At 45.9% G+C, this 22,770-nt stretch carries 26 protein-coding genes and 1 other annotated feature; of the genes, 11 read left to right on the forward strand and 15 right to left on the reverse strand.

Annotation, left to right across the window (positions count from 1 at the left end):
* Positions 1-7: 7 nt before the first annotated feature.
* Entirely contained in the window at positions 8-490 is a 483-nt protein-coding gene (locus ACQQ6X_RS20220) for a hypothetical protein (RefSeq protein ID WP_149034224.1), read from the reverse strand.
* Between the two features lie 220 nt (positions 491-710).
* Here ACQQ6X_RS20220 and ACQQ6X_RS20225 point away from each other — a divergent pair, with 220 nt between their 5' ends.
* Complete coding sequence (locus ACQQ6X_RS20225; RefSeq protein WP_305166779.1) at positions 711-1,880, forward strand: MFS transporter; 1,170 nt, start codon at positions 711-713, stop codon at positions 1,878-1,880.
* A gap of 401 nt (positions 1,881-2,281) precedes the next feature.
* Positions 2,282-2,623 carry a toprim domain-containing protein gene (locus tag ACQQ6X_RS20230; RefSeq protein ID WP_305166780.1) on the forward strand — a complete coding sequence of 114 codons (342 nt, stop codon included), beginning with the start codon at positions 2,282-2,284 and terminating at the stop codon, positions 2,621-2,623.
* Between the two features lie 93 nt (positions 2,624-2,716).
* Here ACQQ6X_RS20230 and cyoE read toward each other — a convergent pair whose 3' ends face one another.
* Positions 2,717-3,661 (reverse strand): heme o synthase, encoded by a 945-nt coding sequence (cyoE, locus tag ACQQ6X_RS20235; RefSeq protein WP_063209578.1) that lies wholly within the window; start codon positions 3,659-3,661, stop codon positions 2,717-2,719.
* A 202-nt stretch (positions 3,662-3,863) separates the two neighbouring features.
* On the opposite strand from cyoE, the gene ACQQ6X_RS20240 reads away from it, so the two are divergent.
* Complete coding sequence (locus tag ACQQ6X_RS20240) at positions 3,864-4,847, forward strand: metal-dependent hydrolase (RefSeq protein WP_305166781.1); 984 nt, start codon at positions 3,864-3,866, stop codon at positions 4,845-4,847.
* A 249-nt stretch (positions 4,848-5,096) separates the two neighbouring features.
* Here ACQQ6X_RS20240 and ACQQ6X_RS20245 read toward each other — a convergent pair whose 3' ends face one another.
* Complete coding sequence (locus ACQQ6X_RS20245; RefSeq protein ID WP_013311857.1) at positions 5,097-5,318, reverse strand: alpha/beta-type small acid-soluble spore protein; 222 nt, start codon at positions 5,316-5,318, stop codon at positions 5,097-5,099.
* A gap of 120 nt (positions 5,319-5,438) precedes the next feature.
* Between ACQQ6X_RS20245 and ACQQ6X_RS20250 the strand changes: the two genes are divergently transcribed.
* Positions 5,439-5,606, forward strand: a complete 168-nt coding sequence (locus ACQQ6X_RS20250) for a hypothetical protein (protein WP_187360671.1) — start codon at positions 5,439-5,441, stop codon at positions 5,604-5,606.
* A 31-nt stretch (positions 5,607-5,637) separates the two neighbouring features.
* Here the strand turns inward: ACQQ6X_RS20250 and trpS are convergent, their stop codons facing one another.
* The gene (trpS, locus tag ACQQ6X_RS20255; protein ID WP_305166782.1) at positions 5,638-6,627 is read right to left on the reverse strand and encodes a tryptophan--tRNA ligase; all 990 of its coding nucleotides are present in this window, start codon (positions 6,625-6,627) and stop codon (positions 5,638-5,640) included.
* Between the two features lie 54 nt (positions 6,628-6,681).
* Positions 6,682-6,936, reverse strand: a binding site (T-box leader).
* Between the two features lie 141 nt (positions 6,937-7,077).
* Between trpS and ACQQ6X_RS20260 the strand changes: the two genes are divergently transcribed.
* Both ACQQ6X_RS20260 and ACQQ6X_RS20265 read left to right on the forward strand, forming a co-directional pair.
* Positions 7,078-8,043 carry an aldose 1-epimerase gene (locus tag ACQQ6X_RS20260; RefSeq protein ID WP_305166783.1) on the forward strand — a complete coding sequence of 322 codons (966 nt, stop codon included), beginning with the start codon at positions 7,078-7,080 and terminating at the stop codon, positions 8,041-8,043.
* A 90-nt stretch (positions 8,044-8,133) separates the two neighbouring features.
* A complete protein-coding gene (locus tag ACQQ6X_RS20265) occupies positions 8,134-8,370 on the forward strand; it encodes an alpha/beta-type small acid-soluble spore protein (protein WP_149034231.1) in 237 nt (78 codons plus the stop codon).
* A 118-nt stretch (positions 8,371-8,488) separates the two neighbouring features.
* Here the strand turns inward: ACQQ6X_RS20265 and ACQQ6X_RS20270 are convergent, their stop codons facing one another.
* Complete coding sequence (locus ACQQ6X_RS20270; protein ID WP_305166784.1) at positions 8,489-8,890, reverse strand: O-methyltransferase; 402 nt, start codon at positions 8,888-8,890, stop codon at positions 8,489-8,491.
* A gap of 259 nt (positions 8,891-9,149) precedes the next feature.
* Positions 9,150-10,937, reverse strand: a complete 1,788-nt coding sequence (locus ACQQ6X_RS20275; RefSeq protein ID WP_305166785.1) for a M3 family oligoendopeptidase — start codon at positions 10,935-10,937, stop codon at positions 9,150-9,152.
* Between the two features lie 98 nt (positions 10,938-11,035).
* Here ACQQ6X_RS20275 and ACQQ6X_RS20280 point away from each other — a divergent pair, with 98 nt between their 5' ends.
* The gene (locus tag ACQQ6X_RS20280) at positions 11,036-11,206 is read left to right on the forward strand and encodes a YycC family protein (protein WP_014277894.1); all 171 of its coding nucleotides are present in this window, start codon (positions 11,036-11,038) and stop codon (positions 11,204-11,206) included.
* A complete protein-coding gene (locus ACQQ6X_RS20285; RefSeq protein ID WP_013372938.1) occupies positions 11,203-11,439 on the forward strand; it encodes a hypothetical protein in 237 nt (78 codons plus the stop codon). The genes ACQQ6X_RS20280 and ACQQ6X_RS20285 overlap by 4 nt, the downstream gene beginning before the upstream one ends.
* A 92-nt stretch (positions 11,440-11,531) precedes the next feature.
* On the opposite strand, the gene ACQQ6X_RS20290 is transcribed toward ACQQ6X_RS20285, so the two are convergent.
* Positions 11,532-12,242: a DUF2225 domain-containing protein gene (locus tag ACQQ6X_RS20290; RefSeq protein WP_305166786.1), complete on the reverse strand. Its 711-nt coding sequence runs from the start codon at positions 12,240-12,242 to the stop codon at positions 11,532-11,534.
* A gap of 42 nt (positions 12,243-12,284) precedes the next feature.
* Positions 12,285-12,662 carry a globin gene (locus ACQQ6X_RS20295; RefSeq protein WP_149034235.1) on the reverse strand — a complete coding sequence of 126 codons (378 nt, stop codon included), beginning with the start codon at positions 12,660-12,662 and terminating at the stop codon, positions 12,285-12,287.
* A gap of 413 nt (positions 12,663-13,075) precedes the next feature.
* Between ACQQ6X_RS20295 and ylbJ the strand changes: the two genes are divergently transcribed.
* Positions 13,076-14,371 carry a sporulation integral membrane protein YlbJ gene (gene ylbJ, locus ACQQ6X_RS20300; protein WP_305166787.1) on the forward strand — a complete coding sequence of 432 codons (1,296 nt, stop codon included), beginning with the start codon at positions 13,076-13,078 and terminating at the stop codon, positions 14,369-14,371.
* 66 nt (positions 14,372-14,437) lie between these two features.
* Complete coding sequence (locus tag ACQQ6X_RS20305; protein ID WP_305166788.1) at positions 14,438-15,241, forward strand: NAD kinase; 804 nt, start codon at positions 14,438-14,440, stop codon at positions 15,239-15,241.
* Positions 15,242-15,383: 142 nt separating this feature from the next.
* Here ACQQ6X_RS20305 and ACQQ6X_RS20310 read toward each other — a convergent pair whose 3' ends face one another.
* Both ACQQ6X_RS20310 and lipA read right to left on the reverse strand, forming a co-directional pair.
* Positions 15,384-16,280: a YutD-like domain-containing protein gene (locus tag ACQQ6X_RS20310; RefSeq protein ID WP_305166789.1), complete on the reverse strand. Its 897-nt coding sequence runs from the start codon at positions 16,278-16,280 to the stop codon at positions 15,384-15,386.
* A 24-nt stretch (positions 16,281-16,304) separates the two neighbouring features.
* A complete protein-coding gene (lipA, locus tag ACQQ6X_RS20315; protein ID WP_305166790.1) occupies positions 16,305-17,207 on the reverse strand; it encodes a lipoyl synthase in 903 nt (300 codons plus the stop codon).
* A gap of 246 nt (positions 17,208-17,453) precedes the next feature.
* On the opposite strand from lipA, the gene ACQQ6X_RS20320 reads away from it, so the two are divergent.
* Positions 17,454-18,563, forward strand: a complete 1,110-nt coding sequence (locus ACQQ6X_RS20320) for a M23 family metallopeptidase (protein ID WP_305166791.1) — start codon at positions 17,454-17,456, stop codon at positions 18,561-18,563.
* 32 nt (positions 18,564-18,595) lie between these two features.
* Here ACQQ6X_RS20320 and yunB read toward each other — a convergent pair whose 3' ends face one another.
* From yunB to ACQQ6X_RS20345, 5 genes are all read right to left on the reverse strand, one after another.
* The gene (gene yunB / locus ACQQ6X_RS20325) at positions 18,596-19,345 is read right to left on the reverse strand and encodes a sporulation protein YunB (RefSeq protein ID WP_305166837.1); all 750 of its coding nucleotides are present in this window, start codon (positions 19,343-19,345) and stop codon (positions 18,596-18,598) included.
* Positions 19,346-19,540: 195 nt separating this feature from the next.
* A complete protein-coding gene (locus ACQQ6X_RS20330) occupies positions 19,541-20,476 on the reverse strand; it encodes an aldo/keto reductase (RefSeq protein WP_305166792.1) in 936 nt (311 codons plus the stop codon).
* 89 nt (positions 20,477-20,565) lie between these two features.
* The gene (locus ACQQ6X_RS20335; protein WP_305166793.1) at positions 20,566-21,255 is read right to left on the reverse strand and encodes a DNA alkylation repair protein; all 690 of its coding nucleotides are present in this window, start codon (positions 21,253-21,255) and stop codon (positions 20,566-20,568) included.
* Positions 21,256-21,274: 19 nt separating this feature from the next.
* Positions 21,275-21,892, reverse strand: coding sequence for a DNA-3-methyladenine glycosylase family protein (locus tag ACQQ6X_RS20340; protein WP_305166794.1), 618 nt, complete (start codon positions 21,890-21,892; stop codon positions 21,275-21,277).
* Positions 21,893-21,953: 61 nt separating this feature from the next.
* A complete protein-coding gene (locus ACQQ6X_RS20345) occupies positions 21,954-22,769 on the reverse strand; it encodes an SPL family radical SAM protein (RefSeq protein ID WP_305166795.1) in 816 nt (271 codons plus the stop codon).
* Position 22,770: the final 1 nt, after the last annotated feature.

Raw genomic sequence — 22,770 nt, forward strand, 5'->3', positions numbered from 1 at the left:
CCTGTCTCTACGGCGACTGTGGCTGCTGTACAGCAGCCAAGTCTTTCGCACTATCAATATATTTCTTGACGGTGTCGCTCATACTCCATTCGCCCAGCGACATTCCCTGATACCATACCTTGACCTTATCACCCTCAAACGGACCTTTTACTTCCAGATTCGAACTGGACACTGTAAATGTACCATCCCCATTGGAGGTGTATTTGGCATTTTGCCCCTCTTTTATCATCATGTTCAAAGCCTCGCTCTGAACCTTGTTAATTGCATCATCTTTTGCCTGAGTCACGACCTTGCCGACCTGTTCAAAGGAAATCCCACTGTATACTAGCAAGCCTGCAATCACAACGATGATGATCAGCCATTTTACGAGAGTTCTAACAATCTTCAATATGACCAATAATAGAACAAGCCCAATCAATATATACAGCCAGTTATCCTGAACGATCTGCCAATTGTGTTCCAAAAACTCTGTCCAGACGTTCTTATCCATTCGCTACACTCCCGTTTTCAACTACGTGATTCAATTGCAAATTGTCTCTGTAATTATACATGATTACGCAATGTCCTGTCAGCTTGGGTCTTTTACATCCCCTGTCATTTAATTCTTGTCCATACAAAGTGGTCTATGTTCGTCCAATCCAGCGTACAACTTAGGAAGGGCCAATACGAAGTAACATAAAAGTTTACATTAGGGAAAGGGGGTCATTCACATGAAAACAGCCCTCTGGCTGTATCTCTTTTTGTTCATTGCCTTTTTTGATCTGCATGCACAATATCCTATTTTGACACCATTTGCAATCTCTCTGGGGGCAGCTCCTACCTTTATCGGTTGGATGATGGGGATTTACTCTCTGACTCACCTGCCGGGTAACTTGATGGCAGGCCCGAAAGTCGACAAACACGGCAGTCGCCGATATATTATGTTCAGTCTGACAGCCGCAGGCATCATCCTGATCATTCAATCGTACATCCATACACCGTGGGAATTACTTTTTCTACGTGCAATTAGCGGCTATGTGTTGGCCTTTTTATCCCCAGCCTGTCTAGCCATGCTGGCACAACTGTCTGACCATCCGGTTACGCAGGGGAAATATATGTCGGGGCATGGTGTCGTCCACACGTTGGCCTCTGTTCTGTCTCCGGCCGCAGGTGCATTTATCGTAGCCAGTTTTGGCTTTAGCGAGACATTTAGTTCCCTTGGCATCATTCTCGTAATCACGGGGCTTATGGCTTACTTCACCTTACCCAAAAATGCACCCGCTCCGCAGGCCCAATTATCTGATGGTCACGCAACACCCACTCCGCTATCGCCAGCACATACGCGCTTACCATTCAATTGGCGTTACCTGCTTCTACCTTTTGTTTTGGCGTGCGCACAAGGCATTTTATTTTACGAGATCCCTTTACGTAATAATGGTTCTGCGTCCATAATGTCCACCGGATTACTCTTTTCTATCATCAGTCTGGGAGCACTCTGTACACTAAGTTTACTTTTTCTGAACAAATATTCACCGATGGTACGGCTACTTTGCGGCATTATTCTGTTGTCTTTAAGCTTCTTCGCACTCGCTACCACGCCTGAAGCGATCATAGGCATCGTCCTGTTTATTTTGGGAACAGCCAAAGGCATTATTTTTCCAGCACTGGCCTCCCTTTTCATACAAATTGGAGGTGCGCGATTGGGTAAAACGTTTGCTCTGCAATCTATTGCAACATCTATCGGCTCCTTTGCCGGACCTGTACTGGCGGGTCAGCTTCCGGATCACATTTCTCCTTTCTTTATCGCTTTTCTGATCCTGATGACTGGTCTATTGTTTATTCCTGTCCAGCGATTATCTCCGACACCTCCGCTGCCTGCCTCAGGGCCTTACCATTCCTAGTTACACCTGAGGGAGGCATGCTAATATGCTGCCTTTAAGCCCAAAGTTACTCTTCTCAAAGGCGTGTGCACAGGACCTTCTCCCCCTACCAACATAGACTAATTTGACTGAATTATTAGAAAAGGGAGGTGCAGCCTGTGGGCCACTGTCATCCTTGTCCTATTGGAACTTCAACTGGTACCATTCTTGTTCTGTATATTCTGCTCGTCATCATTCTTCGCACTTGCTGGATTTAATGTCTGATTTGCCCTAAAATCCTGCTTTGCAACCCATGCCTGCCACTTCTGGCAGGCTGTTTTGTTGTTTTTTGCATGAGAACCCTGTTTAGAGCTAAACTATACACATATTCCTTCATTTCCCGGGGAATTTCGAGCACAGGTATGAAGCAAGGGGTGAGCAAAATGGCGATAACCGTGATCGTCGAAGGAAAAAATGATCGTAGTAAACTTCGTCGATTACTTGACCCGGAGGTCAACATTTTATGTACCTTCGGCACACTAAACTCTATAAAGCTGGAATCCCTCCGCAAACGGACCAAGCACGACGAAATATATTTATTTATGGACAACGACAGTTCAGGGAAAAAAATAAGAGGTGTGCTTGCAGACGCTTTTCCAGATGCACTTCATATGTATACACGCAAAGGCTATGCTGGCGTTGAAGGGACTCCGGATGAATATGTGATTGTCCAGCTGGAAAAAGCAGGGCTAGAGGAATTCATAATATACCCTCCTGTGCTTTAGTCCTGCGAATAACAAAAAAGCTGTCCTCAGGCCAATTCAAGCGCCTGTTGGACAGCAAATATGGTGTATTATCACCAATGCAACTAATTGGGATTAGAATTTATGAACCGTATCAACGATCATCAATAAGAAGCTGAGTGTCAGATGGTTAATGGAAAAGAAAAATACTTTTTTAGCCCAGGAATCTGTTTCTTCTTTCTTAATCGTAAAACCCTTAAAGGCATAAAACGCCCAAAGCACAGACAACAATACAGACACGATCATAAAAATCATACCGGCATACCCATAAGCGTACATAAGGATGGGTACCGGAATCAACAGCACAATATAAGGAATCATCTGAATTTTGGTCCGATGAATGCCTTTCACAACTGGCAACAATGGGAATCCTGCTGCGCGATATTCCTCGACTCTGCGAATGGCCAGTGCCCAGAAGTGAGGCGGTTGCCACAAGAACAGTAATGCGAATAAAAGCCATGCGCCCATATCAATACGGCCTGATGCGGCCACATAACCAATTACTGGAGGCATAGCCCCTGAAATACCGCCAATGGATGTACTCCATGTAGACGAACGTTTCAACCAGAGAGTATAAATACCGACGTAGACAATCATACCTAATATGCCCAGTAGTCCTGCCTTCACTCCAGAGAAGTAGAATAAGACAGCCAATCCGACGATGCCCAAAATAATAGCGTAGGACAACACCGTTGTAGGGGTCAGACGTCCTGTTGGCAGTGAGCGATTACGTGTCCGCTCCATCTTCAAATCCAACTCACGGTCAAAGTAGTTGTTAAAGACACAAGAAGACGCCATAACCAACATTGTACCTAAGAGTGTAAGGATTAACTTTATATAGTCAACGTCCCATTGCGATGCTAACCAAAAACCACCGAAGGCTGCAACCAAATTAGTACGAAGGATGCCTGGCTTAGTCACTGTAATAAAATCTTTCCAAGTGCCCGCCTTGCCGGGTGGTTTAGATTTTACCGAATAGGTAGCCGCATCCGAAGAAGTCTTATAACTAATATTATCCATTGTGAGTAACTCCCCCTTAGAGATGTATGAATTCGGGAGTAAGTTGAACTCCGATATAAATTTTATCATATACCTACCCTAAAAAGTTTGACAGAAAACGCACAAAACGTTCACAAATCAGATGGCAAATCGCCCCTGCTGATCGTTTACAGTAAATTTGGGTAGTAATAAGTACAGGAAACAATACAAAGGAGCGACAGATATGGATACAGCCACACACTTTGTCATGGGAATCGGATTGGCCGGGCTGGCCTACACTGATCCTGTCGTCGCCGGAGATCCAAAGCTGGCCGCAGTCGTACTGCTCGCTACGGTCGTAGGATCACAAGCTCCGGATTTTGACACTTTGCTTCGGTTAAAGAACAATGCAGCCTACATTCGCAATCACCGTGGACTGTCGCATTCCATTCCCTTCTGGTTGATATGGATCTTGTCCATCACGGGACTGATTTGCTTGATCTTCAGGGATGTGCCCCCGGGTCATATCGCATTATGGGTGACGATTGCAGTGTGTCTGCACGTATTCACAGACTTATTCAATACGTACGGAACACAGGCATTTCGGCCGTTTACGAACAAGTGGATATCTTGGAATATCATCCATATTTTCGATCCCTTTATTTTCGGTACCCATGTTGCTGCAATAATGCTGTGGATCACCGGGTTGGTTTCGCCGGCACCCTTATTTATTACATTGTACGTCCTTATTGGCCTGTATTACATTTGGCGAACCTGGAGTCATTTTATTACCAAAAAAGCGGTGCGTGATATGGACACCCAGCGCCAGGAAGGCGACACCTATTATATCATTCCCACGGTATCATGGAACCGGTGGCATGTGGTAAAAGCTCATCAGAATGGAAGTTATGACATCGGCGGATTACATGGCAAGCATTTATTTTGGACGAAACACGCAACTCCATCCACACATCCAGCTGTAGAGGCTTCCAAATCCTATCGTGATGTGCAAGCATTTCGCTATTTTTCCTCCTTTGCCGTAGCCGAGGTAGAAGAACTGGAATGGGGCTATATTGTGCGCTGGGGGGACGTAAGGTATCGACACCGGAGGCAATATCCATTCGTGGCGGTGGTTGCGCTGGATAAGCAATTTGGACTGATCAACAGTTACATTGGATGGCTCAGTGACGAGAAAATGCAAAAGCGTCTTTCCCTGCATACGAATTAAAAATATTAAAAGCTACCGATAAGCCGAGTAGATTACAGACAGCAAGTCTCCTTTTGCCTGGAGCTTGCTGTTTTTTGACCATTCCCGTCAAAATCGGCGTCTTATGAAAGCGCCCTCTTGACGAAGCAGACTTGCGTGATTCACAATGGTCGTAAGCATGCGCAAAAAAATCCGGAGCATGATCGCTCCGGATTTTCTTCATCACAGTTGCTCATAATACAGCTTCCAGGATGGGAGTGTTTATGTGTATTACTGCAAGCGGCTGCTGCCCGACAAGGATTGTTCTGCTTGTTGGACCAGCTTTTTCGTGATGTATCCCCCAAGGGAACCTGTTTCGCGGGAAACGACATTACCGAAGTAACCGTCTTGAGGAATAGTGATGCCAAGTTCTTGAGCTGCCTCATATTTTAATTGTTGTAAAGCGGCGTTGGCCTGCGGTACTTGCAGGTTGTTTGAACGACGTCTGCTCATATTTGAATCTCCTTTCAGTTCTTTGTGAGTGAGGTTCATTGCAAGCTTGCAAGATTATTATGGCTCACTTACATCTACTTATTCCTGAAATTCAACATTCGAAAGCTGGAGGTTTTTACCATGAGCAAAGGTTTATCCCTATGGTTCGCCGTTTCATCCATTATCCTGCTGACAGCAGCTGCTATATCCATCAGCTATTCTGCATGGCTTGCTATATTGCTGGGACTTTTATCTGTCGGCAATATCGGCTGGGGCTTCGTAGTTAAGGCCCGTCAACGTCGCTCTTAAGTCAATTCGTAAGTTTTGACTTCAATAAGCTCTAGCGTACACGTGGCAAAAAGCCCATGCGCTCTTTGACCGCAGCCAGCGTGGTTTCAGCAGCTTCTTGAGCACGCTCTGCGGATTGGGCCAAAATATGTCCAATTTCACCGGATTCCCGGATTTCGCGATAGCGTTGCTGAATCGGTTCCAGCATAGCTACAACCGTCTCTGCCAGTTCCTTTTTAAATGTCCCGTACATTTGGCCTTCATAACGATCCTGTACTTCTTGGAGCGACAAACCGGAACACTGGCTGTAAATGCTCATTAGATTACTAATCTCCGGTTTATTGGCCGGATCATATTTAACTTCACTGCCCGAATCGGTAGTGGCGCGGCTGATTTTTTTGCGTATAACTTTCGGATCGTCCAGCAGCGCAATAAAACTGCCTGCATTCGGGTTGCTCTTGCTCATTTTTTTGGATGCATCATCCAGGGACATAATTCTTGCCCCTACTTCAGGGATATATGGCTCGGGAATTGTAAAATAATCTCCATAACGATGATTAAAACGGCCCGCCAAATCCCGTGTCAGCTCCAGATGCTGTTTCTGGTCGTCGCCTACTGGGACAAGATCTGCATTGTAGAGCAAAATGTCAGCTGCCATCAACGACGGATATACGAACAGCCCTGCTCCTACAGAATCCTTGCCAGCAGCCTTATCTTTAAACTGAGTCATACGCTCCAGCTCGCCCATATTCGTCAGTGTCGTCATCAACCATCCCAGCTCAGCGTGCTGAGGAACATGGGATTGTAAAAAGACGTTGGACTTCTCTGGGTTAATACCCGCTGCGATAAATAATGCCGCCACCGCCTCCGACTGCTCGCGTAAATGAGCTGGTTCCTGCGGAACGGTAATCGCATGAAGATCTGGAACCATAAAGTAACATTGGTGATCCTCTTGCAATTTGACAAAGTTTTTCATGGCGCCGATGTAATTGCCCAATGTAAGTTGTCCACTAGGCTGAATACCTGAAAGTACAGTTTTCATCTTCTTCTCCTCCGTTTTTTCAATATTTTTAAAACGCAAAAAGGCCCCGCATCCTCAAGGGACGCGAGACCGTGGTACCACCCTTATTCATTGCGTCAGCCTATTAGTCGTCGGAGCTATTCCGTGGCTGCCTGCAATCTTAAAGCTCCGTTAACGAGGAGCAATCGGCCGTCATACTGGGGAAATAAACTCCTGTTCTGTGCGGCACTCCAAGGTCCATTCAGCAGTGCAGGCTCACCGGTTCTCATCCACCACCGGCTTTCTGAAGAGCTTATGCAAAAGCTTACTTGTCCTCATCATCGTGTTATCCATGTCATTTCTTTCTAAGCTACATTAATGATAATTCCGCATACTATTATTGTCAAATGACGATTGTGCCATATGGTCAAAAATCTGTTATCATAATGACACGAAGCTTCAACCGATTATAGTGGACAAAGGAGCATGGATATGGAACAAGTGACCAAAGAACACTGGAACGGTTACGACACGTATGTTTTACATAGTGGTGAATTGGAAGTTACAATGATCCCTCGTCTCGGGAATAATATTATCTCCGTGCGTGATCTGAAGCTGAACCGGGATATCGTACGTCGGCCTGGCGAGGAAGAATTAGCATTTTATTTACAAAAGCCATATCATTTTGGCTTACCTATTTTGATTCCTCCAGGACGAATTCGCAAAGGACAATTTGAGTTTGACGGTGTCCCGTATCAATTCGACCGTAATACAGCCAATGACAATCATATACACGGTCTGCACCGCAATCAATCCTGGTGCTGCAGCGATATTGAAGAGGATGAAGAAGGTTGCAGTGTAACAACCGAGCTTCTGACTGAAAGCGATCCACACTGGATGGAACAATACCCCATTCCTTTGCGGCTGGAAATGACATATCGTTTGCAAGGCACCGTATTAAGTCAAACACTGCGTGTGACAAATCTAGGTGAAAAAACAGCACCCTTCGGCTTGGGCTACCACACTTGGTTTATGGTGGATGGAGAGCCTGAGCGTTGGCGCTTGAAGCTGCCAGTGAATGGAGTATACGAGCAGGATGCTGAGCAGTTGCCTACAGGTGTCATTACTTCTTTAGATCGTTTAGAGCAGCTTCCCTCAGGTCTATCTCTGAAAGGGACCAATTTAGATACTCTGCTGCGAGCAACGGAAGGGCCAGCTGAGGCTATTTTGACTCGTGATGACGGCTATCAAATCCGCTACACCGCAGATGAGCAATATTTTAAATATTGGGTATTATATACTAAAGGTGAATGTGATCAGTATTTCTGCATTGAGCCTTATACTTGGCTGCCCGATGCTCCCCATTTCTCCGATCCTGTCGGGGAAGCCGGATTAATTCGTCTGGAGCCGCAACAATCCATCGACCTCAAAACTCAGATTCATATCGTACATCCTTAATCTTCCTATAGTCACTTTTCTTCCTTCGGCGCATATTTTCATATCTCTGTCGCATACTAACCTCATCACAGCCGAAGGAGGTGACTACACATGAATGAATCCAATCAAGGCAGAGGACGTCGCAGCAATACTCTGGTCGTTCCTCAAGCCAACAACGCACTGCAACAATTGAAATATGAAGCTGCACAAGAACTAGGCATCACCATTCCGGCAGACGGTTACTATGGTGATATGCCGTCCCGTGAAGCTGGTTCTCTGGGAGGCTATATCACTAAACGCTTAGTACAGCTGGCCGAACAGCAATTATCCGGTCGTTCAGGTCAATAAGCGTCATTATTCCACATGAGCATTCCGTTATCGTAATTTACCAAAATACGTTATAACGGGTATATAACAAAGGCGGTCTTCATAAGAAGACCGCTCTTTACTTTGCTCTTTTTAATGATTATTCAGATTTAGCCGCGCGATATGTAGGCTTGTTATAGCGGATCATGAGATTCGCCATGTTGTAGTTGGATTCTAAGGTTGCGTCTACCAAGATCGTCCCTTGTCTGATGGCAAAATCGAAAGCAATCTCACCATGAGTCCAGCTACGCTTGTGATTTAGCGTTTCCAAAGCCATACGTCGAAACTCTTCCCGATGCTGTGCAGATAAGCCTGGTTCTACTTCTGCAAATTTGCCGCCTTTACCAGCAATTGGATTATGCCGAATCCCAAATTTCCCAACTACATTGTTTCGTATTTGTACAAATACAATGCCTGATGATAAACCCGCCAGTTCATGATCCATTTCTTTAAAAACGATATCCATCTGCCTTGCTAACGACAATTGACCTACTTCATTCATCAAAAAAACCCTCCTATATGCCTTATATAAAAATATTTAATAGGTCTTACGACTCAATTATATGCGAAGTTTTTTAAGCTTACAATCAAAATCAACATATTTGGGTATTTATAACTATTTTCTAAGTATATCCATCATTTTAAATTTCGCTAACAGGTAGTGTCATTTACACTTCGACATTTTGTGACTTTATTCATCATCCTCCGCAAAAATTACAAAAAGGCCCCCCTTACGGGAGACCTTTTAAAATGCAACTTCATTATTGGGTCATCTGCAAAAATTGCTCAATATCCTGAACAGTAACTTGCGCAGCATTACGCCAGAAGCCAGCCTGTGTTAAATCGGTACCCAAGTGCTTGGAGGCCAGTTCTTCTACTGTCATGCGACCTGTATCACGCAGTAAAGCATCATATTGATCGGCAAATCCATCTGGATTTTCCTTCGCAAAAGCGTAAATCCCTGCACTAAACATATACCCAAATGTGTATGGGAAGTTGTAGAAAGGAGTGTCTGTAATATAGAAGTGCAGCTTGGATGCCCAAAAATGAGGATGAGCCTCATCCAGAACCCCACAAAACGCTTCACGCTGTGCCTGTTCCATCAGCTCGCTTAATTGCTGTGCTCCTACCACACCTTTTTTCCGCAGTTCATAAAAACGAGTTTCAAACAGGAAACGGGCATGAATGTTCATAAAGAAGGCTACACCACGCTGAATTTTATCCTCCAACAAAGCTACCTTTTCCTGGCCCTCAGCAGCTTCCAGCAAAGCATCGGATACAATAAGTTCTGCCAGCGTGGATGCTGTCTCAGCCACGTTCATAGCATAATTTTGATTTAATGGATGCAATTCATTCATCACATGCTGATGATAACCGTGTCCGAGCTCATGGGCCAGTGTCGAAACGTTGGACGGTGATCCGGCATAGGTCATAAAAATTCGGGTTTCTTTGCTTAGACGCAGAGATGTACAAAATCCACCAGGACGTTTGCCTGGACGATCCTCTGCTTCGATCCAGCTTTTCTCAAAAGCCATTTGGGCAAAGTCCGCCATTCTTGAGCTAAATTTACCGAACTGCTCAACAATCGTTACGGCTGCATCGTCGTAAGGGATTTTAGTGGTCAATGCTCCCAGCGGAGCTTCAATGTCATGCCAGGACAGTTTCTCTAAGCCCAGCAGTTTGGCTTTCCGCTCCAGATATTTGACTACAATCGGCTTGGTTTCATTAATCACCTGCCACATCGTATCCAACGTTTGGGCTGACATACGACTGATTTCCAGCGGTTCCTTGAGCACGTCTGTCCAGCCTCGGTTTTCATATAGCTTAAGACGGAAGCCTGCCAGATGATTCAGTGTATCCGCACAATAGTCCTCGACCTGAGTCCATGCCTCTTCCCAACGTGCAAATACATCTTTACGTACGCTGCGATCTGCTTCATCCAGCTTATTAGCTGCTTGACCTACAGACAAGTGTACAATCTCCCCATTTTCAGGCACAGGAATCGTCATATTTTTGACAATGGTATCATAAAAGTCACCCCAACCGTGGTATCCATCCACTGCCAAATCAAGTGCAAGACTCTCCAGCTCAGGAGCCATTTTTTCACGTGCTTCGTTCCGGTATTCGGTCAGGACAAAAGCAATCGGCTTGATCGCTTCGCGCTCCATCCATTTCTGCCAAATGTCTTCACTGGTTTGCGCCAGCAAGTTCTGGAAAGCGACTAAAGCACTTTTCCCTTGGGCATACAAAGAATTGACACGCGCTCCAAGTTGAACAGCCAGCTTGTCATGCTGATTTTGAGCAGTTAAACAAGATACAAAGGAACCCGCCTGCGATGCGCCGTTAAACAGCTCCTGTATGCTATTCAAGACACTATCCAGACGCTCAGTATCCAGCACCGTTTGAGGCACTTTGGCTACCTTAAGCTGGGATTGCAGCTGCTGGACCTTGCTCTCCAGTTCATCCAAAAATGCATGAAATGAGACGGAGGAGGAGCCTCCGCTAAAAATAGATTCCAGATCCCATGTTTGCTTTAACGGGGTTTTCATAATAGTTCCACCTTTCTTTTTTGGCGAATTCATGTGGTTTCATATACAATAAAGCTACAGCGTGATGGTACAATCACTACAATTAGGAGGAAAACAAGATGAGACCCTTACAAATTTCGCCGGAAACGGCTGTGAAATTATCCGAAAAACTCGGCATTCCGCTGGAACACCTTATGCATACACCCCAGCACATTTTGATGCAAAAGCTGGCCGAACTGGCTAAAGAAGAAACCGCTGACCCGAACGGCGGGGAATCGGACAAATCATGATTCCTTTTGATAAAACCTGGCCTTATGACATTGTCATGGGGGATGTTTATGTACAGTCCTGTCCGTTTTGCAATCATGATAACGTCTTGCTGCCCCTGAAGCCCAAAGAACTTAAGCTTATTCATGAAGGTATGAAAAAGCTGCTTGTGTTTCCATGCTGCCATAACAAGGTTACTTTGGTGGATTGTGATGACGATTATTTGCTGTCAGATACCACCTTGCGCCATCATTAATTCATGAGACAGTTGCAAGATAAGATAACTCGCTTTACAAACAAGGTGTGAACCATGAGCCTAGATCGGTCATAGTACACACCTTTATTTCTTCAAGAAGAGCTTGCGTTTTGCATTTCCTCAGGCAGCTGGAAATTCTTTGCCAACATTTGTTCACGCAGTACGGTCCACTGTTCACGGGAAGCTCTTATCATCGCCGCATCCATAATTTTCTTGTCATTAATGACACGCGAAAACCATCGCACTGCTTCATTAAAGTCGCCTGTACGTCGATGCAGTTCACCAATCAGATAAAGCAGTTTGGCATTATTCGCACCGACGCCCTCCAGCTCATAGACTCGAACGTAGGAATCCAAACTAAATTTGAGAAAGCGAAGCTCCTGCTCCTCATTTCCCTGGTATCTGTACATCCATGCAATATGCTGCAATAGACTAGCTACTACGCGTTCCTTTTCTCCGATGACCTGCGCACAAAGTAAACCCAATTTGTACGTTTCTAACGCCTCTTCCCAGCTACGATGCCCGCCATATTCGCGAGGCTGCCAGCGGTTACCGATTTTATCCTTAAATAGCTTGGTTTGCTGATCGCTTAACTGAACGGTAGAGTGCTCTGTCGAGGTAAATCCACAATGAGGACAGACCCGCACGACATAAAAATCGGGATTTTCGTTCTTATAATAAGCACAAAAATCTGAATCGGTACGAATGGCCTTCTTTAGGCTTGGTCTGACACGGGATGTCTGAAATTCTTGTTCGCACTGCGGGCAGACGATTTTGATCTGATATAACGGTTCAAGTTCCAATGTTTTTACAACCCTCTCCAAAATTCGGCAATCCCCGAAAGCTTACGGGGTATTTACAAAATGATGCGCAGGACCGGACAAACGACTAAGTATGATTGAACGAAGCGGCTCTTCAATTCCCGTATCCGTTAACGCATCTGCCATACAAGACAACCACGCTTCTGCTCGCTCCTCCGTCACAGGAAACTTCATATGTCTGGCACGTAACATCGGATGACCATATGCATCAGAAAAGAGGGACGGCCCTCCAAAAAACTGGCTCAGGAACATAAACTGCTTTTCCTTGACCGGCTCCATGTCTTTAGGAAACAGGGGACTTAATAACGGATCTTTATAAACTTTCGGGTAGAAGGCCTCAATAATAGCACGAATACCTTCCGCACCCCCAAGGTTGTCATAAATGCTCAGGCTAGGATTCACTTTTCCTCCAACTTTCTGTGCTATGGTAATAAATATACACTTGTATTATAACAAAAAACAAAAAATGACGCTAAAAATAAGCGTCATTTTATCAATTTAACATATGAAGAGATTTGCCTCACTACACATAGCTTTGTTATTCCATGAATACCCACTAATAACTCCGCCAATCCTCTTCACCGGGATGGACGAGAGAGGCACGAATTACATACACAAAAGCACATACAAACAGACCGGCAACGATACTCATCCTGATCACTCCATCCTTAAGGTTATGGAATCGTTGTTTTTTTATTTTAACATACTCTTTACAAAAAAACAGCACTCCATGTAATCGTTTTCTTTACTTTTCTTGTACTCTTTGTCCATCCTCGACATAGGTATAATAGTACAACTCCAAAGGAGGGGCCTCTATGTCGCTGTACCGCCGTTACTCGCTTCCTTTGCTCATCCTTATGCTGTTATTCCTATTCATATTGATGGCCGCGTATCCGCAATCTTCTCTGAATGCTGGGCTTCGCGGTCTTGCCATCTGGTGGGATGTGCTGTTCCCGTCTTTATTTCCGTTTTTTGTTATCTCTGAACTTCTTCTCGGTTTCGGAATTGTTCATTTCATCGGTGCGCTACTGGACCCGCTGATGCAGCCCCTATTTCGTGTACCTGGCTGCGGAGGTTTTGTCGCTGCGGTCAGCTGTGCATCCGGTTACCCGATAGGGGCCAAATTAACCGCTAAGCTGTGGGAGCAAAAATGGATTACACGCATTGAAGGAGAACGCTTGGTCGCGTTTACGACTTCCTCTGATCCGATATTTTTGATCGGTGCAGTTTCTGTAGGTTTCTTTCATCAACCCGAAATTGCGCTCGTCCTCGGAGCGGCTCATTACGGTGGCGTACTCATTATCGGATTGCTCATGCGCTTCCACGGTTCCCGTTCAGAAAAATCCGATACTCGCAGCGAACGCTCTCACACCTCTCAGAAGACCTGGCCAAAGTCTGATAACACAATAACAGCGGTTCGTAATAAGCAGCCGGGACCACTTCGCCAAGCGTTATCTGCCATGCATACAGCACGTTTGGAAGATGGCCGTCCATTGGGTGAGTTGCTTCGTCAGGCGATTACTTCGTCCCTACGCCTTATTATTGTCGTAGGAGGGCTGGTTGTATTCTTCTGCGTTATTTTAGAAGCCTTGACGAACTCTGGCTTAATGAGCGGGCTTCATCTGCTTACGGCAAGCCTATTGACTGCAAGTGGCCTTCCTCCTGCATTAACAGAGTCCATCGTTGGCGGCATTTTTGAAGTCACTTTAGGTGCGCAAGCTGCCGGTGAAGCCGCAGCGGCTTTACCGTTCAAAGTAGCCGCAGCCGCTTTTGTTCTATCGTGGGGCGGGCTATCAGTTCATGCACAGGTTGCAAGCATTTTAAATATGACGAACCTCCGCTACATGCCATTTTTACTGGCCAGGGCTGCTCACGGGGTCATCTCCGCACTGCTGGCTCTCGTGTTATGGCGTCCGTTAATGGGACAGGGAAGCTCCCCGGTTTTTTCTCCGGTACATGATATCGCATGGTCCCCTGGTTTCTCGTCCGCCATGCTGCTGCAAAGTCTGCTGTTTCTTGCCTGTATACTGGCTGGAATGCTGGCTCTCTCCTGGTTAAGCGTGGGTACAAGTCGCTTATTCATACGATGGAAAGGAACACACCGGCAATGAACGATTGTGTTCTTGCTCATAATTGATTATGATCGGTATATACCCATGACAAAGGAGCTTTTCATCTTGAGATATTATGTTCTGGATCGCGGGGATCAGCACTCCATGGACTTGAGTCAGCAATTTCACCGTCTTGCCCAAGAAAAGAATTTCAAGCTGGATGCCGAATCGCCGGAAATCGTCGTGTCTATTGGAGGCGATGGTACAATGCTTCATGCGTTTCATACCTTCATTGACCGCATTCCGGATATTGCCTTTGTTGGTGTACATACCGGTCATCTGGGCTTTTACGCCGATTGGCGTGCGGACGAGCTGGAAGAGCTAATCGACCTGATGAGCCAAAGCGGGTCTGAGAGACCGCTTAACCCGAGAATCGTTAAGTATCCACTGATTGAGTTGGAAATTCACAAGAAGTCAGGCAATGCTTCTTTTATTGCCTTGAATGAGTTTACGTTAAAAGGGGTAGACGGCACAGTCGTTGCCCAAGTAGATATTAACGATATCACCTTTGAAATGTTCCGTGGTGATGGGATATGTGTTTCTACACCTTCAGGAACGACCGCCTATAATAAAGCACTTGGCGGTGCTATGGTTCACCCTACCATCGAAGCATTGCAATTGACTGAGATCGCTTCCATTAATAACCGTGTATATCGGACACTGGGATCACCACTGCTACTGCCAAAACATCATCATTGTGATATTTTTTCACGGAAAGATCAGCGGCTTTTACTGACAGTAGATCACCTGAACTTTCCTGTGGATGACTTAATCTCTGTTCGATGTCAGGTAGCAAGTCAGAAAATCAGCTTCGCCCGTTACCGTCCTTTCCCCTTTTGGGATCGGGTACGCAACGCTTTTCTCAATTAGAGCCTGTAAAAGAGCCGATCCTTGGCTCTTTTTTTTAATTGACCGGGAGAGGACACTAGCCTCACTTTAAAACATTCAAAAAGTTGGTCATAAATGATCGGCGGCTTGAGAGAAACTTACAAAGAAAACGGCTCCTGAAAATTCAGGAACCGTTTTGCTGTGGAGATGTGAATGTTTTATTTTTTTTGCTACCTTCAGCTTTTTCGGCTTTGGCTGCTGTTTGCGTCTGACGCTGGCCCTCAGGTTCACGCGAGACACGAACTTGCCGTTCCCGATTTTCCTTTGGTTGGCGATCATAGCGTGGCCCACGCGATTCCTTTTTATCGAAATTCCCTTGCGAATTACGCTGCCTCCGTGGTTCCCGGGCTTGCTGCCCTTCCCCCGAAATTCGCCCATCCTTTGCTTCACGCGGTTCCCTTGACTGGCGCGAATCACGTGCTTCACGCTGCCGGTTGCCTTCACGTCCTTCTCTGGATGGACGACTGTCACGAGCTTCATACGGCTGTCGTTCACGTACTTCCTGAGCATCCTTCGGTTCCCTGCTTTGCAGCTCGCGTGATTCGCGGACTTCTATAGGCCGTTCGACTCGTGACTCCTCTGTAGCTATGGAATCATGCTGTGGATGCGGCCATTCAGTTTGTCCAGCTGTCGGTTGCAGTACTTCTTGGCGCTCTTCGGCTTCTGACACTTGTTCCCTTTGAGCATCTACCAACTGCTGGATATCAGGAGGAACGAAGTCATCATTGGTACCGTTCTTATTTTCCACTTCACGGCTTTTTTGCAGCACAAAATAGGCACAACCAAAATTACAGTATTCATTAATGTAATCGTCCAATACCACAATGGATGTATCTTTATTGGCTTTAGGATGCCCTTCTCGATAAAACCCCTTCAAACGCAGCTGATTGTATCCCCAGTCGCCAATAATATAATCATAGCGATCCAACACTTCACTATATCGATCACGAAAGGCTTCGGGATTCCACCCGTTCTTGTGATCCTGCAATACTTCATAGTTTTTACCACCGATTTGAAACAAGCTATTCTAACCGCCTTTCCCGGATCAAGCCTGCGAAAGGGCGCTTTCTTCCTTATGCTGAGCGGCCGACTTCACCTGCTCATGCGCTTGGTAGGAGCTGCGGACCATTGGACCGGATTCGACGTGGCTGAATCCTCGTTGTAATCCCTCTTCCTTTAACTTCGCAAAGTCTTCCGGTGGATAATATTTTTGCACATATAAATGTTTCTCGGACGGCTGCAAATATTGACCAATTGTCATAATGTCACAATCGACTTTGCGCAGATCATCCATGGTTTGTAAGATTTCATCCCACTCTTCTCCGACACCTAACATGATGCTTGATTTCGTTGGAATAGCCGGATTTAATTGCTTTGCACGTTGAAGCAGTTCCAGAGAGCGGTGGTATTTTGCTTTAGCCCGAACCTTGTCGGACATGCGCTCCACCGTTTCAATATTATGATTCAAAATATCTGGCTTGGCATCCATGACGATTCGCAGCGACTCAAGGTCGCCCATAAAGTCGGGAATCAATACTTCTACACTGCAAAAAGGCAATCGGCGGCGAATCGCACGAACCGTTTCTGCAAATATTGTAGCGCCCCCGTCTTTCAAATCATCGCGGGCCACACTGGTTACGACACAGTGTTTTAAATTCATGTTCTCAGCCGCTTCCGCAACGCGTTCAGGCTCCTGCAAGTCCAGTTCCGTAGGCATTCCCGTATTTACTGCGCAAAAACGACACGCACGCGTACAAATATCACCCAAAATCATAAATGTAGCTGTCCTGTTGGCCCAGCATTCATATATATTAGGGCACCGTGCCTCCTCACATACGGTATGTAATGTCTTGGAACGCATCATGCTCTTGATTTCCTGATAGTTATCGCCTGTCGTAAGTTTAATACGAATCCAATCGGGCTTTGCTTCCTTCACTTTTTTAGACAATGAATAGACCTTCTTTCTGATAAGCTTAAGCTGTCATTGCCATACATTATAGCATGAAAGCCATGGAAAAACCTCCATTCATTGTTCCCTTTTTGATATGACATTGATGCCGAAAAAAGTAAACGCTTGAGATGGATAAAAGCGACGGAGATGGCTCAATCTAATCAAAAGCGCCCTATTTACCCTATTGAACACGGGTCAAACATTTACCGGGCGGCTAAGCCCTGTTAGAGGAGGTTGGTTTACGTGCCTTACCCTACGCAGGCAGTCCGCGCTGTTCGTCTGTTATCGCTGCTATTGTGTGCAGCTACACTGACAACGGTCTGTCCGCTTCCTGCTCATGCCTTTGCCGAGCATACAAGGTCCTCATCAGCCGGAAATAACCTGACAGCAACTAATTGGGAGGCTTCACATGCTTCGTCTTCAATATATACGTCCAGACTTGCTTTATATCACTCCATCGAAGCCCTGACAGGAGTCCCTTGGTATAGATTGGCTGCCATCGACCAGTATGAACGCACACTTACAGTGGCTCATTCCAAAGATCGCAAGCATGCAGAACGGATCATAGGTATTTTTGTAACGGGGCCGGTATGGTCCGGTCTGTTGAACCCTGATTCAGAGGATCAAAATCCGCATTCCATTGAACTATTTTCCGGGCTGGGTCAAGACGGCTCAGGCGATGGAATCGCCGACCGCAATAATGACAAGGATTTGCTGTTCAGCATTGCTTCTTATCTCGTTAAATATGGAAATAGCGAGGATGAATTTGGTATTGCCGTGTGGGAATATTACCATAACAGCCGCGCGGTTCAAAGAATCCAGCAGTTTGCCAAGCTGTATCAGACGTATGGCAAGCTTGATTTGGTCAGACAAGCTTTTCCGCTCCCTCTAGACAGCATTTATAGCTACCGCAGCACTTGGGGAAGCCGCCGCAGCTGGGGCGGTTACCGTATACATGAGGGCACTGATTTGTTTGCCGGCTATGGAGTTCCGGTTCGCAGCACTTGCTATGGTGTTGTTGAAATAAAAGGCTGGAATCCCTTCGGAGGCTGGCGAATCGGGATTCGTGATCTCAATAACCGCTATCACTACTATGCACACCTTTCCGGCTTTGATAAAAACGTTCATAACGGAGATATCGTCACGCCGGGTCAGACGGTTGGCTGGGTGGGAAGCTCGGGCTATGGAAAACCGGGTACCCAAGGTAAGTTTCCACCGCATCTGCACTATGGTATATACCGAGACAATGGCTGGACAGATTGGTCCTTTGATCCATATCCGTTATTAAGACAGTGGGAGCAGAACGAACGTAAAGCGCTCAAATCAGGAAAAACCAAAGGAGCCTCCTCGTAGGACACTTTGGTTTCTCCTGTTCCCCCTCTTCTTTATGGCGTTGAGGATTGGTTAAGGGAGTTGGGGTCTTCCTGTATCTCTGAACCACTTTCCATACTGGAATCTACAGCGCCGCTGCTCTGTATAGAATGAGAAGGTAATGCCAACTGTGGTGCGGTTCCTCCATTTTTGCCGACGGGTTTACCCTGATTGTCATAATAGTACATCGGAACGTTGCCCACCACCAGCAAATAAGAAACCGGAATTTCCGTCTCCACAATCTGAGGTTGCATCTCAAACGGTATAACCACAGACACTTCTGTCGTAATTCGAATGTACACTTCCACCAAGATCATGTTGATGCCCGCATCCTGCTGACGTGTATTTAAATCCACCTTGATCGCTCCATGCGGCTCCACCTTTAGGGGAACCTTGGGTCCATATGCTGCCAGCAGCGGACTTCCCAATGCCTGCCCAATCGGAACACTCTCATCAAAATGGCTCATACTATCCATCGTTGCCTTGACTGCTTTGAGCGTGTCTGACGTAATTCTCATATGCTCCGCATAATTTAGAACAAATCCCGAGGTTCTCCCTTGTGTATCCGTTCTCCATTCAATGAGGTTATCAGCAGTCTTCCCCTGCTCTACCTGCGCAGTAATGGCTGAATTAATAGCCTCTGTCGCCATTTGTTTGACCCGCACTTTGGCCAGGTGCATCATGGGCGGCTTCAAATGCTGTTCCACATAGGCAGCCAGCTGTACAATTCCTACCAGCAGCGCCAACACCACAATGAGCCACATCCTGCGCCTGCCGCTGCCGCGTCGTCTTCTGCCCGGTCTGCTGTACCATTGCGGTTTTCTATTCATTCGGATCCCCCCGCAGCGATGAGCTTACATTTAGAAGGATATGCCACAAATAAACGAAAAAGAAGCCGCCCGTCCGGCAGCTCCTCTTGGGGGAAACATATATTATTTCAATTGCAATTTAACTCAAGCTCATGATTGGAAAATACGATCAATCTTTTCGATATCAGCCTGACTCAGTTGAACCTCCAACGTTTTCAGATTCGCCAGAACCTGCTCTGGTCCCTTTGCACCTGGAATGAGGGCATCAATCGAATTGCGGGTCAAATACCAGGCGAGCACCACATGAGCAACCTCTGCATTCAACGCATTGGCAATCTCACGTACCTGCTCTACTTTGTCCAAATTACGAGCAAAAGCTTCTCCCTGGAACAATGGATCTTTCGCTCTGATGTCCGTGAAGGTCATGTCTTTCGTATACTTACCACCTAGTAATCCCGAAGCTAGCGGGAAATAGGGCACAAACGAAATGCCATTTTCCTTAGTATAAGGCAGCAAGTCCTTCTCAGCTTCCCGTTGCAACAAATTATAATGGGATTGAAGCACATCTACATAGCCGTCACTATTCGCATCCTTAAGTTGTTCAATGGAAAAATTAGACACGCCAATAGCTCTAATTTTTCCTTCATCCTTGAGCTTCTTCAGTTCTCCAACTGCTTCTGCCTTCGGCGTAGCTTCATCCGGGAAATGGATATAGAACAGATCAATATAATCCGTTTGCAATCTTTTCAGACTGGATTCGACGGATTCACGCAAAAAAGCAGGCGAGTTATCAAAAACAACCTCTCCGTTCACAAATTTATGTGCTCCCTTGGTCGCAATGACCGCTTCATCACGTTGGCCGCGCTCCTTCAGCACCTCACCGATCAACCGCTCTGAGTGCTCAGGTCCATAAATAAAAGCCGTATCCAAAAAATTGATGCCGTTGTCCAAAGCTGTGCGAACGACTTCTTTACCCGTTTCATTGTTCAAACCGGAAAAAAGATTATGACCTCCTACCTTATTCGCACCCAATCCGATGGGTCTTACATACAGATCTGTTTTGCCAAGACGCACTTGCTCTGCCAATTCACGTCATCTCCTTTTCGAAAGTTACTTCCATTTTATTATTAGATTCCAAAAAAAGCAAAGTGCGTACCTACTGATGGAACCCCATCCTATTTACTTTTTCGCTTCATACTACGAATGATCGTTTTTGTCGTCTGATCCACCCGATATGATTCTGTGATTTTTTGCAGAGCCTTGTTGAAAGTAAAAACATCCAATGTATTATGACTTAAATACGCCATGGTCACCTCAGGCAGCTTGATATAACAGATAGATATCGCCCATGCTACCGCCATTTGTACATAATAATCTTCGCGGTGGGTCTGATCTAGCAAAGTAAGCACCTGGTTAATATACTGTTCCTCAATATAAAAATTCAGCAGTATCACCACACCAAACCGGATTTCATATTCTTTCTTGGAGAACAGATAGGGCTGAATAAACTCCCATACTCTTTCTTTATGTTGTTTGGTGATTTTCAATCCGGCACAGAAACTGTCACATACCGACCAATTATCAATTTTAGGGACAAACTCGGCGGTATAACTCAAAACTTCCTCTATATCCGTTTTTACAGAGCCAATCACCATACCCTGCAGCATCACTTCTTCGAAGTGTTCACTTTCAGCGGTCTCCAGATAGAGGCGCCAATCTCCTTTGGCAATATTCTGAGCCAGCTTACGCAGCACCGGCAGACGTACGCCCAGCACATTATTAATCGTCGGAAGCAATGCAGCCGTGAATTTCTGAAAATCCGTATCTACATGGGACAGTATCTGTTCTCTGATGGTCTTCTCCATATTTCCCACTCCCTGTTTACTAACGAAATGAAATACTCCACAAATAAATGGAGGCCACTGAACCATAAGGCGAATATACTCGGCGATACTCCTCAAATTGCTGCTTGGTCAGTGTATCTAAATGGTACAACTTCATCATTCCCCGCCGAATAGCCATATCGCCCCAACTGACGACGTCCGGACGTTCCATGCAATTAATCAGCATCATTTCAGCTGTCCAGGGGCCTATCCCTTGCAACGAGGATAATTTCTGGATCACCTGTGTATCGGAAAGCTCATACAATTCCTTTAAATTCAACAATCCCTGCTCGATCGTTTGGGCTATATTCAGGATACATGCTGCTTTTTTCATGGTGATGCCGCAGCTTTGAATATCCTGAACCGTCTGCACAGCTAAATTCTGCGGAGTAATCACGCCTAGTTTCTCCTGCATCCTTGTCCATATAGTCTGAACCGCCTTGGCCGAAATAAGCTGTCCCACAATGGCATGAACAAGCGCTGCAAACAGGTCGGGGATGATTACCCGTTCCACCTTGCCCATTTGCGTTATAGCGGTACCTAGTACGTTGTCTACCGTTTTCAGGTAATTGATTTCCTTTTCCCCATAGTCAAAGTTTTTGGTCATTACCGTTTCCATTTGTTCTCCCGCTCCCGCTTCTATAGTTCATTATTCATTAAATGGCATAGACTGCTTTCAATCAGGGTTCAAAGCCTTCTTTGCTCACATAGAGCTGTTCTTCGGGAAAGACATGAAGAAAACGCTCATAAACCGCCTTATAGACAGCAGGATGATACCATTCTTCCAGCCCCAATGATTCGTACAGCGCACCAATGTTCAAGCTGCGCGTCCGCCTTCCTCCGCTGCCGTCTCCCATAAAATAATCATCAATACAGACACGGTTGACCAGAGGCACGAGCTTGTCTGCAAAATGCTCACTGCTTGGCAGCATCGGAGCAATGGTAGCTTGCGTCGGTACACCTGCCTCTTTTAAAAGTTGCAGCGTTTGGAGACGAGCCTGGATGGGGGGAGCTTCCGGGGTGAAATGTTTTCGTATATCCTCGCGGTCTGTTTCTATCGTAATACTCACACGTACACGTTCCTTCAATTGAAGTAACACATCAATATCTCGTCGGACAAGCGGACTCCGTGTCTGAACAAACAGAAAATCTGGCGGATCTTCCACCATCACTTCCAGCAGGGAACGGGTCACCTCTTCCTTGTACTCGGCCGGCTGATAAGGATCCGTGCTTGACGACATAAAAATCGTGACTTTCCCTTTGGAGTTGGCCCTGCGAAGCTCCTTGCGAAGAATATCTGCCGCCTGCATTTTAATATCAACCCATGTTCCCCAAGCTTCCTTCCGAAACGTAGAGACTGGCAATTGGCGTACATAGCAATACGAGCAACCAAAGGTGCAGCCGGTATATGGGTTCAACGAGTGCGTATAGCCTGACAAGAAGCCGGTCCCTTTATTCAAAAGAGTGTTGGGGGATTTATAATATTCATTTTTCATA

The organism is Paenibacillus ottowii, from assembly GCF_050516475.1.
GTDB classification, from domain to species: Bacteria; Bacillota; Bacilli; order Paenibacillales; family Paenibacillaceae; genus Paenibacillus; species Paenibacillus ottowii.

What these genes read in the sequence shown, in the direction of transcription:
- ACQQ6X_RS20220 (WP_149034224.1), bottom strand. Translation starts at nt 490, where the DNA reads ATGGATAAGAACGTCTGGACAGAGTTTTTGGAACACAATTGGCAGATC.
- ACQQ6X_RS20225 (WP_305166779.1), top strand. Translation starts at nt 711, where the DNA reads ATGAAAACAGCCCTCTGGCTGTATCTCTTTTTGTTCATTGCCTTTTTT.
- ACQQ6X_RS20230 (WP_305166780.1), top strand. Translation starts at nt 2,282, where the DNA reads ATGGCGATAACCGTGATCGTCGAAGGAAAAAATGATCGTAGTAAACTT.
- cyoE (WP_063209578.1), bottom strand. Translation starts at nt 3,661, where the DNA reads ATGGATAATATTAGTTATAAGACTTCTTCGGATGCGGCTACCTATTCG.
- ACQQ6X_RS20240 (WP_305166781.1), top strand. Translation starts at nt 3,864, where the DNA reads ATGGATACAGCCACACACTTTGTCATGGGAATCGGATTGGCCGGGCTG.
- ACQQ6X_RS20245 (WP_013311857.1), bottom strand. Translation starts at nt 5,318, where the DNA reads ATGAGCAGACGTCGTTCAAACAACCTGCAAGTACCGCAGGCCAACGCC.
- ACQQ6X_RS20250 (WP_187360671.1), top strand. Translation starts at nt 5,439, where the DNA reads ATGAGCAAAGGTTTATCCCTATGGTTCGCCGTTTCATCCATTATCCTG.
- trpS (WP_305166782.1), bottom strand. Translation starts at nt 6,627, where the DNA reads ATGAAAACTGTACTTTCAGGTATTCAGCCTAGTGGACAACTTACATTG.
- ACQQ6X_RS20260 (WP_305166783.1), top strand. Translation starts at nt 7,078, where the DNA reads ATGGAACAAGTGACCAAAGAACACTGGAACGGTTACGACACGTATGTT.
- ACQQ6X_RS20265 (WP_149034231.1), top strand. Translation starts at nt 8,134, where the DNA reads ATGAATGAATCCAATCAAGGCAGAGGACGTCGCAGCAATACTCTGGTC.
- ACQQ6X_RS20270 (WP_305166784.1), bottom strand. Translation starts at nt 8,890, where the DNA reads ATGAATGAAGTAGGTCAATTGTCGTTAGCAAGGCAGATGGATATCGTT.
- ACQQ6X_RS20275 (WP_305166785.1), bottom strand. Translation starts at nt 10,937, where the DNA reads ATGAAAACCCCGTTAAAGCAAACATGGGATCTGGAATCTATTTTTAGC.
- ACQQ6X_RS20280 (WP_014277894.1), top strand. Translation starts at nt 11,036, where the DNA reads ATGAGACCCTTACAAATTTCGCCGGAAACGGCTGTGAAATTATCCGAA.
- ACQQ6X_RS20285 (WP_013372938.1), top strand. Translation starts at nt 11,203, where the DNA reads ATGATTCCTTTTGATAAAACCTGGCCTTATGACATTGTCATGGGGGAT.
- ylbJ (WP_305166787.1), top strand. Translation starts at nt 13,076, where the DNA reads ATGTCGCTGTACCGCCGTTACTCGCTTCCTTTGCTCATCCTTATGCTG.
- yunB (WP_305166837.1), bottom strand. Translation starts at nt 19,345, where the DNA reads ATGTGGCTCATTGTGGTGTTGGCGCTGCTGGTAGGAATTGTACAGCTG.
- ACQQ6X_RS20335 (WP_305166793.1), bottom strand. Translation starts at nt 21,255, where the DNA reads ATGGAGAAGACCATCAGAGAACAGATACTGTCCCATGTAGATACGGAT.
- ACQQ6X_RS20340 (WP_305166794.1), bottom strand. Translation starts at nt 21,892, where the DNA reads ATGGAAACGGTAATGACCAAAAACTTTGACTATGGGGAAAAGGAAATC.
- ACQQ6X_RS20345 (WP_305166795.1), bottom strand. Translation starts at nt 22,769, where the DNA reads ATGAAAAATGAATATTATAAATCCCCCAACACTCTTTTGAATAAAGGG.